Here is a 12,454-nt window from a genome sequence, read left to right on the forward strand (position 1 = left end):
CGCGACGCACCAGACCCTTGAGCTCGGTGAACTCCGGACCCATCCGCACCCGCGTCTTGATCCACGACGGCTTCTTCTCGATCGGCGTCTCACTGTTACGCACCTCGAGACGCAACAACTTCCGGCCCTCGGGCGACGCGCTCATCGCGAAAGGTCCGCGTACAGCGGGTGCTTCTTCGCCAGGCTCTCCACACGGCCGCGGAGCTGAGACCGCACGGCGTCGTCGAAGTCCGGCTTCAGCGCTTCGGCGATGATGTCGGCGACCTCGGTGAAGTCCTCGGCCTGGAAGCCGCGGGTCGCCAGCGCCGGCGTGCCGATCCGCAGGCCGGAGGTGATCATCGGCGGGCGCGGGTCGAACGGGACGGCGTTGCGGTTGACCGTGATGCCGACCTCGTGCAGCCGGTCCTCGGCCTGCTGACCGTCCAGCGCGGACCGGACCAGATCGACCAGCACCAGGTGGACGTCGGTGCCGCCGGTCAGCACCCGGACACCGGCCGAAGCGCAGTCTTCCTGCGACAGCCGCGAAGCCAGGATCCGCGAGCCTTCGAGGGTGCGCTCCTGGCGCTCCTTGAACTCCTCGCTCGCGGCGATCTTCAGCGCGACGGCCTTGGCCGCGATGACGTGCTCCAGCGGGCCGCCCTGCTGACCGGGGAACACCGCCGAGTTGATCTTCTTCGCCAGCTCCTCGCGGCACAGGATCAGGCCGCCGCGCGGGCCGCCGAGCGTCTTGTGCGTGGTCGTGGTGACGATGTCGGCGTGCGGCACCGGCGACGGGTGCAGCCCGGCCGCGACCAGCCCGGCGAAGTGCGCCATGTCGACCATCAGCTTCGCGCCGACCCGGTCCGCGATCCGGCGGAACTCGGCGAAGTCGAGCTGACGCGGGTAGGCGGACCAGCCGGCGATGATCAGCTTCGGCTCGTGCTCGACGGCCAGCCGCTCGATCTCGGCCAGGTCGACGATCCCGGTCTCCTTGTCGACGTGGTAGGCGACGACGTTGTAGAGCTTGCCCGAGAAGTTGATCTTCATCCCGTGCGTCAGGTGACCGCCGTGCGCGAGGTCGAGGCCGAGGATCGTGTCGCCCGGCTTCAGGACGGCGAACATCGCGGCGGCGTTGGCCTGCGCGCCCGAGTGCGGCTGGACGTTGGCGTGCTCGGCGCCGAAGAGGGCCTTCGCGCGGTCGATGGCGAGCTGCTCGACGACGTCGACGTGCTCGCAGCCGCCGTAGTAGCGGCGGCCGGGGTAGCCCTCGGCGTACTTGTTGGTCAGCACCGAGCCCTGCGCCTCGAGCACGCCCACCGGCGCGAAGTTCTCGGAGGCGATCATCTCCAGGGTCGACTGCTGGCGGGTGAGCTCGTCCGCGACGGCGGCGGCGACCTCGGGGTCGACTTCGGACAGGGGCGCGTCGAAGGTCGTCATCAGTTCTCCTGGGTGTGCGCGGCGTACGCGGCGGCGTCGAGCAGGTCCGGCACGTCCCCGGTCAGACGCACCTTCAGGAGCCATCCTTCGGTGTACGGGTCGGAGTTGATGACCTCGGGGGTGTCCGATGTGGTGCCGTTCACCTCGACGACCTCGCCGGAGACCGGCGCGTAGAGCTCGCTGACCGACTTGGTCGACTCGACCTCGCCGAACACCTCGCCCGCGGTGATGGCCGAGCCGGCCTCGGGCAGCTGGACGAACACGATGTCACCGAGCGATTCGGCGGCGAAGGCGGTGATGCCGACGGTGGCCACGCCGTCCTCGACCTTCAGCCACTCGTGTTCCTTCGTGTACTGCAGGTTCTCGGGAATGCTCACGGTTCGGGGAGTCCTTACGCGCGGGAGTAGAAGGGCAGGGCGACGACCTCGACGGGCTCGATCCTGCCCCGGATGTCGACGGAGAGCTCGGTACCGGGCTCGGCGTACGCCCGATCGACGTACGCCATGGCGATCGGGTACCCGAGGGTGGGCGACAGCGCGCCGCTGGTGACCTCACCGATCTCCGTGCCGTCGGCCAGGACCGCGTAGCCGTGGCGCGGAGCGCGGCGGCCGGCGCCCTTCAGCCCGACCCGGACGCGCGGGACGTCGGCCTCGGCCCGCTCTTCCAGCGCCGCCCGGCCGACGAAGTCCCCCGGCTTCTCGAACTTGACCACGCGGCCGAGCCCGGCTTCGAACGGGCTCTGCCCGACGGTGAGCTCGTTGCCGTACAGCGGCATCCCGGCTTCCAGCCGCAGCGTGTCGCGGCAGGCCAGACCGGCCGGGACCAGGCCGTGCGGCTCACCTGCTTCCAGCAGCAGGCGCCACAGCGCCGGGGCCTCGTCGGCGTCGACGAACAGCTCGAAGCCGTCCTCGCCGGTGTAGCCGGTGCGGGCGAGCAGGACGTCGTGGCCCTTCACCGACGCCGGGACGCTGGCGTAGTACTTGAGCGCGGCCAGATCGGCGTCGGTGACCGCGCCCAGGATCTCGACGGCCTTCGGCCCCTGCACGGCGATCAGCGCGGTCGTCTCGGACCGGTCGTCGACCTTCGCGTCGAAGCCCGCGACCCGCTCTTCCAGGGCGTCCGCGACGACCTGCGCGTTGCCCGCGTTCGCGACGACGAGGTAGTGCTCGTCGGCCAGGCGGTAGACGACCAGGTCGTCCAGGACGCCGCCCTCGGCGTTGCAAATCATCGTGTACCGCGCCCGGCCCGGCTTGACCCCGGTGAGGTTGCCGACCAGCGCGAAGTCCAGGACGTCGGCCGCCTGCTCGCCGATGACGTGGATCTCGGCCATGTGCGAGAGGTCGAACAGCCCGGCCGCCTCGCGGACGGCCTTGTGCTCGGCCAGCTCGCTGGCGTAGCGGACCGGCATGGACCAGCCGGCGAAGTCGGTGAACAGCGCACCGAGTCCCTTGTGGACTCCGTGCAGGGACGTTTCACGTGACACGGGTTCAGCCTTCGTAAGCGTTGAGGGGCGGGCAGGAGCAGACGAGGTTGCGGTCGCCGCGGGCGCCGTCGATGCGACGCACCGGCGGCCAGTACTTGTTCTTGCGCGACACCCCGGCCGGGAACACGGCCAGCTCGCGGCTGTAGGGCTTGTCCCACTCCCCGACCAGCGTCTCCGCGGTGTGCGGGGCACCCCGCAGGGGCGACTCCTCCGCAGTCCACTTGCCGCCCGCGACCTCGTCGATCTCGGCGCGGATGGCGATCATCGCGTCGCAGAACCGGTCGATCTCGCCCAGGTCCTCGGACTCGGTCGGCTCGACCATCAGCGTCCCCGCGACCGGGAACGACATCGTCGGCGCGTGGAAGCCGTAGTCGATGAGCCGCTTGGCGACGTCGTCGACCGTGACACCGGTTTCCTTGGTGAGCGGGCGCAGGTCGAGGATGCACTCGTGCGCGACCAGGCCGTCCTGGCCGGTGTAGAGCACCGGGTAGTGCGGCGCCAGGCGCGAGGCGACGTAGTTCGCGGCCAGCACCGCGACCTTCGTGGCCGCGGTCAGGCCGGGCGCGCCCATCATCCGGACGTAGGCCCAGGAGATCGGCAGGATCGACGCCGAGCCGTACGGCGCGCCGCTGATCGGGCCGACGCCGGTTTCCGGACCGGCGGCGTCGAGCAGCGGGTGGTTCGGCAGGTAGGGGGCCAGGTGCGCGCGCACCGCGACCGGGCCGACACCGGGGCCGCCGCCGCCGTGCGGGATGCAGAAGGTCTTGTGCAGGTTCAGGTGCGAGACGTCGCCGCCGAACTCGCCCGGCTTGGCCAGGCCGAGCAGGGCGTTGAGGTTCGCGCCGTCGACGTAGACCTGACCGCCGCCGTCGTGGACGATCTTCGCCAGCTCGTCGATGTCGTGCTCGTACACGCCGTGGGTGGACGGGTAGGTGACCATGATCGCGGCGAGGGTGTCGCGGTGGGCGTCCACCTTGGCCCGCAGGTCGGCCAGGTCGACGTTGCCCTCGTCGGTGCACTTGACGACGACCACGCGCATCCCGGCGAGCACCGCGGAAGCGGCGTTGGTGCCGTGGGCGCTCGACGGGATCAGGCAGACGTCCCGGGCGTCGTCGCCGTTCGCGCGGTGGTAGGCGCGGATGGCGAGGAGGCCGGCGAGCTCGCCCTGGCTGCCCGCGTTCGGCTGCAGCGACACCTTGTCGTAGCCGGTGACCTCGGCCAGCCACTCGGCCAGCTGAGCCACGAGGACGTGGTAGCCCTCGGCGTCCTCGGCCGGCGCGAACGGGTGGATGCCGGCGAACTCGCGCCAGCTGATCGGCTCCATCTCGGTGGTGGCGTTGAGCTTCATCGTGCAGGAGCCGAGCGGGATCATCCCGCGGTCGAGCGCGTAGTCCTGGTCGGAGAGCCTGCGCAGGTAGCGCAGCATCGCCGTCTCGGAACGGTGGGTGCCGAAGACCTCGTGGCCCATGAAGCCGCTCTCGCGGGCCAGGCCGCTGGGCAGCGCGACACCGTCTTCGACGTCGGCTTCGACGCCGAACGCCTTCAGGACCTTCGCGGTGATCGCCGGGGTGCTGACCTCGTCGAAGGCGACGCGGACGTGGTCGTCGTCGACGTGGCCGAGGTTGATCCCGGCCGCGCGGGCGGCCGCGTGGACCTCGGCGGCCTGGCCCGGAACGTGCGCGACGACGGTGTCGAAGAACGACTCGTGCACGACCTCGACCCCGGTCTTGCGCAGCGCGCCGGCGAAGCCCGCGGCGAGGCCGTGGACGCGCTGGGCGATCTTCTTCAGGCCGTCCGGGCCGTGGTAGACCGCGTACATCGCGGCCAGCACGGCCGGGAGGACCTGCGCGGTGCAGATGTTCGACGTCGCCTTCTCGCGGCGGATGTGCTGCTCGCGCGTCTGCAGGGCGAGGCGGTAGGCCGGGTTGCCGTCGGCGTCGACCGAGACGCCGACCAGGCGCCCGGGCAGCGACCGCTCGAGGCCGGCGCGGACGGACAGGTACCCGGCGTGCGGGCCGCCGTAGCCGAGCGGGACGCCGAAGCGCTGCGTCGACCCGGCGGCGACGTCGGCACCGAACTCGCCGGGCGCGGTGATCAGGGTGAGGGCGAGGAGGTCGGCGGCGACGGTGAACAGCGCGCCCGCGGCCTTCGCCGACTCGGAAATCGCGTGGTAGAAGCCGCGGCCGCGCAGCACGCCGGAGGCACCCGGGTACTGGACGACGACGCCGAAGAAGTCCTCGGGCAGCCCGGTGAGCAGGTCGCGGACCTCGACCTCGATGCCGAGGGCCTCGACGCGGGTGCGCACGACGGCGATGGTCTGCGGCAGGCACTCGGCGTCCAGCACGACCTTGTTCGACTTGGACTTCGAGGCGCGGCGCATCAGCGTGACGGCTTCGGCGACGGCGGTGGACTCGTCCAGCAGCGAGGCGTTCGCGGTGGCCAGGCCGGTCAGGTCGGCGACCATGGTCTGGAAGTTGAGGAGGGCTTCGAGACGGCCCTGGGAGATCTCCGGCTGGTAGGGCGTGTAGGCGGTGTACCAGGCCGGGTTCTCGAGGACGTTGCGGCGGATCACGCCGGGCGTCACGGTGTCGGAGTAGCCGAGGCCGATCATCTGCGTCATCGGCCGGTTGCGCGCGGCGAGCGCGCGCAGCTCCGCGGTGGCGTCCTCTTCGGACGCGGCGGGCGGGAGGGTGAGTTCCTTCGTCGCGCGGATCGCGGTCGGGACGGCGGCCCCGACGAGGGCGTCCAGGCTGCCGTAGCCGCACTCGGCCAGCATCTTCGCGCGTTCGGCCTCGGACGGGCCGATGTGGCGGGCGTCGAACTGCGTGGAAGTGATGGGGAGCTCCTCGGGCCGGGCACACGGGTGCGCTGGGAACTCCCCCTCTGTCATGGCACCTGAGAGTTTCACCGCGTGTGAAGCGGCTTTCACCTTGGGTGAGGCGCGGGTGCGCCTGCTTTCCAGAGTGGCCTCGCCTGAAGCGGTAGCAGGTACCTGAGAGATTCCGGGGAGTTTGCTCCTTCGGTGCCCCACCACGTTCGTGAGGGCTCTCCCGCCTCGGCTCGACGGCCCGATCTGCAGTTGTGGCGGTAACGGTACCTGCCGGGTTCGAGGTCCGTCCACTTCACCCGAGCAACACCACATCGGCCTTCGAGCGGCCCACGACAAGGGGGTCACGGCCCGGCGACCCGGCGGACCACGCTCCCGGCGAGCGGGGGCGGGCGGCGGACCCGGCCCGAGGGCAGGACCAGGCGCTTCAACGGGCCGCCGAGGGGCACCGGCGGCAGGCCCGCACCCAGCAGGACCTGCTCGACGATCTGCTCGGCGTGCCACGCCACCGCGTCGTTGAGCCGGTCCAGGGAGGGACGGTCGCCGTCGAAGACGTCCTCGTCGGCCAGCGTCACCTCGAAGTACGCGCAGCCCGGCGGGACCGAGATCGCCGCCTCGATCGCCCGCGCTCCGGCGAGGGGGTCGGCGAATCCCGCTTCGAGCAGTGCGTCCCGGTAGATCCGGGCCGCGCGGGCGCGCATCTTCGGGCCGTACCGGACCACCGCCGGGAGGCGTCCGGTCAGGTCGGGCACGGCCAGGCCGTGCAGCAGCATGATCGGCGGCACCGAGTGCACCAGCCGCGGCGCGGGTTCGGCGAGCTCGCGGGCGGTGGTCCGGACGCGGTCGGCCATCGCGTCCGGGAGGCCGAAGTAGCGGAAGTCGACGTTGCCGAACCCGAGCCCGTCGGCGATCAGGGACGCCAGCAGCTCGCCGTACCCCCAGATCGGCGACAGCACCACGACCGGCGGCGCCGCGACCACCGGCGACGGCGCGGGCGGCCGCGTCGCCTCCTGCTCGGGCACCTGGATCACCAGCCGGGGCGGTTCGTGCCAGTCGTGCACCTCCGCGACCCGCCAGTACAGCCCGAGCGGCCGCCACAGCTCGCCGAGGACGTCGTGCTCGATGATGCGCCGCACCTCGGCGTCGTCGTGGGGCAGGTCCCGCGGCGGCACGATCCCGACGTAGTGGTGGTAGGTGACGCGGACCTCGTCGCCGCGGGTGGCCGAGCGGATCCGCATCTCCCAGTCGATCGGCGACGCGGCGATGGCGTTCGCCACCTGCGTGCCGGGCGAGGAGTAGACCAGCGCGGTGGCCTGCCGGAGGAACTGCCCGGCCAGGTCGATGCCCTCCCGCAGGGCCTTCGCCGCCTGGGCGACGTGCACCGGCGAAGCGAGCGCATCGGGCAGCACGCCGGCGACGCGCAGCAGCTCGGCCTCGCTCAGCCCGGTGACCTCGGCGATCTCGGCCCAGTGGTCGAACACCGTCACCTTCGGCGCGTGCCGGTGCTCGATCCAGCTGCGCAGGGTGGACGTCGGGACGCCGATGCGGCGGGCGGCCTCGTCGAGGGAGAGCCCTCTCGCGCGGATGCCCGTCCGGACCGCTTCCGCCCATTCGCCGGCGCGCCAGTGCGTCACCTCACAAAGCTAACGAAACCGGCTGGCTTTGCGCCGGGACGACCCGCCCACGGCACTCCGAAGAGCGCAAGAAGCTCAACGCCGCCTGGCGCTACCTGCGGGAGGTCTACGACGTCACGAAGGCCGAGCGTTAGAGCGGGGTGACGTACGCGCCGGAGATGCCGCCGTCGACGAGGAACTGCGACGCCGTGATGAAGCTGGCGTCGTCGCTGGCCAGGAAGGCCACCGCCGCCGCGATTTCCTCCGGCTCGGCGAACCGGCCGACGGGCACGTGCACCAGGCGCCGCGCCGCGCGTTCCGGGTCCTTCGCGAACAGCTCCTTGAGCAGCGGGGTGTTCACCGGTCCCGGGCACAGGGCGTTCACGCGGATGTTCTCCCGCGCGAACTGCACCCCGAGCTCGCGGCTCATCGCCAGCACCCCGCCCTTGGACGCGGTGTAGGAGATCTGCGACGTCGCCGCGCCCAGCACCGCCACGAACGACGCCGTGTTGATGATCGAGCCCTTGCCCTGGCGCTGCATGTGCGGCAGGACGGCCTTGCAGCAGTGGTACACCGACGTCAGGTTGACCCGCTGCACCCGCTCCCACGCCTCGATGCCGGTGGTCAGGATGGAGTCGTCCTCCGGCGGCGAGATGCCGGCGTTGTTGAAGGCGACGTCGACCGAGCCGAACTGCTCCACCGTGCTGTGGAACAGGTTCTCGACCTGCTCGGCGTCGGTGACGTCGGTCTGGATGAACGCGCCGCCGATCTCGTCGGCCGCGGCCTTGCCCGAATCCGGCGTCAGGTCCCCGATGACGACCTTCGCGCCTTCGCTCGCCAGGCGGCGGGCCGAGGCGAGCCCGATGCCGCTCGCGCCGCCGGTGATGACCGCGACGCGGCCTTCGAAACGCTGGACCATTACTCCTCCGTGCTGAGAAAGACGTTCTTGGTTTCGGTGAACGCCGCGGCGGCGTCCGGGCCGAGCTCGCGGCCGAGGCCGGACTGCTTGAAGCCGCCGAACGGCGTCCAGTAGCGCACCGAAGAGTGCGAGTTCACCGAGAGGTTGCCGGATTCGACGCCGCGCGCCACCCGGAACGCGCGCCCGGCGTCGCGGGTCCAGATCGAGCCGGACAGGCCGTACTCGGTCGCGTTCGCCATCCGGATCGCGTCGGCTTCCTCCGCGAACGGCACGACGGCGACGACCGGGCCGAAGACCTCCTCCGCCGCGGCCGGGTGCCGCAGGTCCGCCGGGGTGAGGACGGTCGGCGGGAACCAGAAGCCCGGCCCGGAAGGCGCGGTGCCGCGGAACGCGACGGGCGCGTCGTCCGGCACGTAGGAGGCCACCTTCGCGCGGTGCGCGGCCGAGATCAGCGGGCCCATCTCGGTCTTCTCGTCGCCGGGGTCGCCGACGACGACGCCGTGCACCGCGGGTTCGAGCAGCGCCATGAACTCCTCGTACGCGCTCGCCTGCACCAGGATGAGCGACCGCGCGCAGCAGTCCTGGCCGGCGTTGTCGAAGACGCCGTAGGGCGCGGTCGCCGCGGCCTTCTCCAGGTCGGAGTCGGCGAAGACGATGTTGGCGTTCTTGCCGCCGAGCTCCAGCGTCACCCGCTTCACCTGCGCCGCGCAGCCCGCCATGATCCGCTTGCCGACCTCGGTGGAGCCGGTGAAGACGACCTTGCGCACACCCGGGTGGTCGACGAACCGCTGCCCGACCACGGACCCCTTGCCGGGCAGCACCTGGAAGACGTCGTCGGGGATGCCCGCCTCGCGCGCCAGCTCGGCCAGCCGCAGCGCGGTCAGCGGCGTCAGCTCGGCGGGCTTGAGGACGACGGTGTTGCCGGCGGCCAGCGCGGGCGCGAACCCCCAGCCGGCGATCGGCATCGGGAAGTTCCACGGCACGATCACGCCGACGACGCCCAGCGGCTCTTGGAAGGTCACGTTGATGCCGCCCGGCACCGGGATCTGCTTGCCGATCAGGCGTTCCGGGGCGGCGGAGTAGTAGTTGAGGACGTCGCGGACGTTGCCCGCCTCCCAGCGGGCGTTGCCGATCGTGTGCCCGGAGTTCTCGACCTCCAGCCGCGCGAGGTGCTCGATGTCGGCCTCGACGGCGTCGGCGAAGCGGCGCAGCAGCCGGGCGCGGTCGCCCGGGGTGACGTCCCGCCACGCCGGGAAGGCCGCGTGCGCGCGGGCGATCGCCGCGTCCGTCTCCTCCGCGCTGGTCAGCGGGACCGTCCGCACCACCTGCTCGGTGGCGGGGTTCAGGACGTCGAACGTGCTGGTCATGCCCTCTCCTTGCTCGCTTCGACGAGAGCCTGGAACAGCCGGACGCCGTCGCTGTCCTGCTCGGGGTGCCACTGGACGCCGAGGGTGAACTCACCGGGTAGTTCCGCGGCCTCGATGGTGCCGTCGCCCGCCCACCCGACCGCCTCCAGGCCGTGGCCGAGCCGGTCGATCGCCTGGTGGTGGTAGCAAAGCGTCTTGGTCTCGGGCCCGAGGATCGCCGCCGCTCGGCTGCCTTCGGCGAGCGTGACCGTGCCCCGGCCGAAGGTCGCCGGGGCCGGCTGGTGCTCGGTGGTGCCCGCGGTCTCGGGCAGGTGCTGGGCCAGCGTGCCGCCCAGCGCGACGCTCATCACCTGCAGGCCGCGGCAGACGCCGAGGACCGGCTTGCCCTGGCGCCGGGCCGCATCGAACAGGCCGAACTCGAAGGCGTCCCGCTCCGGCCGGACGTAGGTGGCCGGGTGCGGCTCGGCGCCGTAGCGCCCGGGCTCGACGTCGGCGCCGCCGGTGAGCACCAGCCCGTCCACAGTGGACACGAGCCGGTCGTGCGCGTCGGACACCGGCGGGAGCAGCACCGGGATGCCGCCGGCCGCGACGACGCAGTCGACGTAGACGCGGTGCAGCAGTGCGGCTTCGGTCTCCCAGACGAGGAACTTCGCGGGTTCCAGGTAACTGGTGAGCCCGATGACCGGGCGGTCGTCAGAGGCGTTCGAAGCCACGGATCAGCTCCCAGTCGGTGACGGCGGCGTTGTAGGCGTCGATCTCGATCTTCGCCGCGTTCAGGTAGTGGTCGACGACCTCGTCGCCGAACGCCTCCCGCGCGAGTTCGCTCCGCGCGAGCGCCGCGGCGGCTTCGGGCAGCGTCGTCGGCACGGTCTCGCGATCGGAGTCGTAAGCGTTGCCGGTGAAGGGTTCTTCCAGCTCCAGCTCGTTCTCGATGCCGTGCAGGCCGGCGGCGACGAGCGCGGCGACGGCGAGGTAGGGGTTGACGTCCCCGCCCGGCACCCGGTTCTCGACCCGCAGCGACTCGCCGTGGCCGACGACGCGCAGCGCGCACGTCCGGTTGTCGGTGCCCCAGGCGATCGCGGTCGGCGCGAAGCTGCCGGGCATGAACCGTTTGTAGGAGTTGACGTTCGGCGCGAAGAAGTACGTCAGCTCGTGCAGTGCGGCGAGCTGACCGGCGAGGAACTGCTCCATCAGCTTCGAGAAGCCGTGCTCGCTGTCCCCCGCCAGCACCGCGCGGCCCTCGGTCGAGCGCAGGCTGATGTGGATGTGGCAGGAGTTGCCCTCGCGCTCGTTGTACTTCGCCATGAAGGTCAGGCTCCTGCCCTCCTGCGCGGCGATCTCCTTGGCGCCGTTCTTGTAGACGCTGTGGTTGTCGCACGTGGTCAGGGCGTCGGTGTAGCGGAAGGCGATCTCCTGCTGGCCGGGGTTGCACTCGCCCTTGGCCGACTCGGGGTAGAGCCCGGCGCCGGCCATGTCGTTGCGGATGCGGCGCAGCAGCGGCTCCAGCCGCGCGGTGCCGAGCATCGAGTAGTCGACGTTGTACTGGTTGGCGGGCTTGAGACCGTGGTAGCGCTTGTCCCAGGCGGCCTCGTAGGTGTCGTCGAAGACGATGAACTCGAGCTCGGTGCCGACGTAGGCGGCGAGGCCGCGTTCGGCGAGCCGGTCGAGCTGGCGGCGCAGGATCTGCCGCGGCGACACCGCGACCGGCCCGCCCTGCACGCGCTCGACGTCGGCGAGCACCAGTGCGGTGCCTTCGTGCCAGGGGATCTCCCGCAGCGTCTCGAGGTCGGGGCGCAGCACGAAGTCGCCGTAGCCGCTCTCCCACGACGAGAGCGCGTAGCCGTCGACGGTGTTCATGTCGACGTCGACGGCGAGCAGGTAGTTGCAGGCCTCCGTGGCGTGGCCGACGACCTCGTCCAGGAAGTACTCGGCCGAGCAGCGCTTGCCCTGCAGCCTGCCCTGCATGTCGGTGAGCGCGACGAGCACGGTGTCGATCGTGCCCGCGTCCACGCGCGCCCGGAGTTCGTCGAGCGTGAGCATGCCTCGCCTGCGTGCCATCGTCGCCCCAAAGGTTTGATATGAATCCTTTGCCGGTTCTTCCTACCCGGTGACACCGTCCCGGTCAACCCGAGAAAAGGTATCTTTTCAGACCATTGCGCTGGCGCCCGGAATGTCCGGGCTGCCCGGCTGAGAAGAGTCTGTGAATCCGCCCGGCCGGGAGGAAAACGGGGGTCCCCGCACGTTGAACGGGACAAGAGAGGTGAGATCGATGACCACATTCACGCAGCAGAGCACGATCGGACAGCAGCAGGCCCGGCCCCAGCTGCCGACCATGCCCACCGGCTGGCCGATCGGTTCGTACGAGTCCTACGAGCAGGCACAGCGCGCGGTCGACCACCTCGCGGGCACCGACTTCCCCGTCACCGACGTCACGATCGTGGGCGTGGAGCCGATGCTCGTCGAGCGGATCGCGGGGCGGATGTCGTGGGGCAAGGTCCTCGGCAGCGCGGCGACGTCCGGCGCGCTGTTCGGTGTGTTCCTCGGCCTGATGCTCAGCCTGCTCAACCCGGGCGCCGGCCTGGTCCCGATCGTGATCGGCCTCGTCGCCGGCCTCGGGTTCAACCTGCTCTTCGGCGCACTGGGCTACGCGGTGAACCGGAACAAGCGCGGGTTCGTCTCGCAGAGCCAGCTGGTGGCCCGCCGCTACGACGTCCTGGCCCAGCCCCGCAACGCGGAGAAGGGCCGCGCGCTGCTGGCGGACCTCGCGGCGCGCAGCGCGTTCGGCCACTGACGCATCCGAGTCCGAAGGCCGCCTCCGGGATCTCCCGG

General features: G+C 71.3%; 10 protein-coding genes, 1 pseudogene and 1 riboswitch. Of the genes and pseudogenes, 1 reads left to right on the forward strand and 10 read right to left on the reverse strand.

What is annotated here, in order from left to right; translation table 11 throughout:
- From ACLJOU_RS41775 to ACLJOU_RS41820, 10 genes and pseudogenes are all read right to left on the reverse strand, one after another.
- Positions 1-145 (reverse strand): annotated as a pseudogene (locus ACLJOU_RS41775) (lipoyl synthase); the annotation flags it as partial.
- Positions 142-1,416 carry a serine hydroxymethyltransferase gene (glyA, locus tag ACLJOU_RS41780; protein ID WP_410574816.1) on the reverse strand — a complete coding sequence of 425 codons (1,275 nt, stop codon included), beginning with the start codon at positions 1,414-1,416 and terminating at the stop codon, positions 142-144. The pseudogene ACLJOU_RS41775 and the gene glyA, both read right to left, overlap by 4 nt.
- Positions 1,416-1,793, reverse strand: coding sequence for a glycine cleavage system protein GcvH (gene gcvH / locus ACLJOU_RS41785; RefSeq protein ID WP_410574817.1), 378 nt, complete (start codon positions 1,791-1,793; stop codon positions 1,416-1,418). Before gcvH ends, glyA begins: the two co-directional genes overlap by 1 nt.
- A gap of 14 nt (positions 1,794-1,807) precedes the next feature.
- Positions 1,808-2,899, reverse strand: coding sequence for a glycine cleavage system aminomethyltransferase GcvT (gene gcvT / locus ACLJOU_RS41790; protein WP_410574818.1), 1,092 nt, complete (start codon positions 2,897-2,899; stop codon positions 1,808-1,810).
- Positions 2,900-2,903: 4 nt separating this feature from the next.
- The gene (gene gcvP / locus ACLJOU_RS41795; RefSeq protein WP_410574819.1) at positions 2,904-5,789 is read right to left on the reverse strand and encodes an aminomethyl-transferring glycine dehydrogenase; all 2,886 of its coding nucleotides are present in this window, start codon (positions 5,787-5,789) and stop codon (positions 2,904-2,906) included.
- A riboswitch (glycine riboswitch) is annotated at positions 5,773-5,871 on the reverse strand. It overlaps the preceding gene by 17 nt.
- A gap of 199 nt (positions 5,872-6,070) precedes the next feature.
- Positions 6,071-7,360 carry a helix-turn-helix domain-containing protein gene (locus ACLJOU_RS41800; protein ID WP_410574820.1) on the reverse strand — a complete coding sequence of 430 codons (1,290 nt, stop codon included), beginning with the start codon at positions 7,358-7,360 and terminating at the stop codon, positions 6,071-6,073.
- Between the two features lie 130 nt (positions 7,361-7,490).
- Complete coding sequence (locus ACLJOU_RS41805) at positions 7,491-8,258, reverse strand: 3-oxoacyl-ACP reductase (RefSeq protein WP_410574821.1); 768 nt, start codon at positions 8,256-8,258, stop codon at positions 7,491-7,493.
- On the reverse strand, positions 8,258-9,625 hold the full coding sequence (locus tag ACLJOU_RS41810) for an aldehyde dehydrogenase family protein (protein ID WP_410574822.1): 1,368 nt from the start codon (positions 9,623-9,625) through the stop codon (positions 8,258-8,260). Before ACLJOU_RS41810 ends, ACLJOU_RS41805 begins: the two co-directional genes overlap by 1 nt.
- Positions 9,622-10,338, reverse strand: a complete 717-nt coding sequence (locus ACLJOU_RS41815) for a gamma-glutamyl-gamma-aminobutyrate hydrolase family protein (RefSeq protein ID WP_410574823.1) — start codon at positions 10,336-10,338, stop codon at positions 9,622-9,624. Before ACLJOU_RS41815 ends, ACLJOU_RS41810 begins: the two co-directional genes overlap by 4 nt.
- On the reverse strand, positions 10,319-11,683 hold the full coding sequence (locus tag ACLJOU_RS41820) for a glutamine synthetase family protein (protein WP_410574824.1): 1,365 nt from the start codon (positions 11,681-11,683) through the stop codon (positions 10,319-10,321). The genes ACLJOU_RS41815 and ACLJOU_RS41820 overlap by 20 nt, the downstream gene beginning before the upstream one ends.
- Positions 11,684-11,894: 211 nt before the next feature.
- Here ACLJOU_RS41820 and ACLJOU_RS41825 point away from each other — a divergent pair, with 211 nt between their 5' ends.
- Positions 11,895-12,416 (forward strand): general stress protein, encoded by a 522-nt coding sequence (locus ACLJOU_RS41825; protein ID WP_410574825.1) that lies wholly within the window; start codon positions 11,895-11,897, stop codon positions 12,414-12,416.
- The last annotated feature ends 38 nt before the right edge of the window (positions 12,417-12,454 follow it).

Origin of the sequence: Amycolatopsis sp. cmx-4-61 (assembly GCF_046548775.1) — a bacterium.
GTDB lineage: Bacteria > Actinomycetota > Actinomycetes > Mycobacteriales > Pseudonocardiaceae > Amycolatopsis.

Bases quoted from the DNA above. Each gene is read 5' to 3' on its own strand.
- glyA (WP_410574816.1), bottom strand. From the start codon at position 1,416: ATGACGACCTTCGACGCGCCCCTGTCCGAAGTCGACCCCGAGGTCGCC.
- gcvP (WP_410574819.1), bottom strand. From the start codon at position 5,789: ATGACAGAGGGGGAGTTCCCAGCGCACCCGTGTGCCCGGCCCGAGGAG.
- ACLJOU_RS41805 (WP_410574821.1), bottom strand. From the start codon at position 8,258: ATGGTCCAGCGTTTCGAAGGCCGCGTCGCGGTCATCACCGGCGGCGCG.
- ACLJOU_RS41810 (WP_410574822.1), bottom strand. From the start codon at position 9,625: ATGACCAGCACGTTCGACGTCCTGAACCCCGCCACCGAGCAGGTGGTG.
- ACLJOU_RS41820 (WP_410574824.1), bottom strand. From the start codon at position 11,683: ATGGCACGCAGGCGAGGCATGCTCACGCTCGACGAACTCCGGGCGCGC.
- ACLJOU_RS41825 (WP_410574825.1), top strand. From the start codon at position 11,895: ATGACCACATTCACGCAGCAGAGCACGATCGGACAGCAGCAGGCCCGG.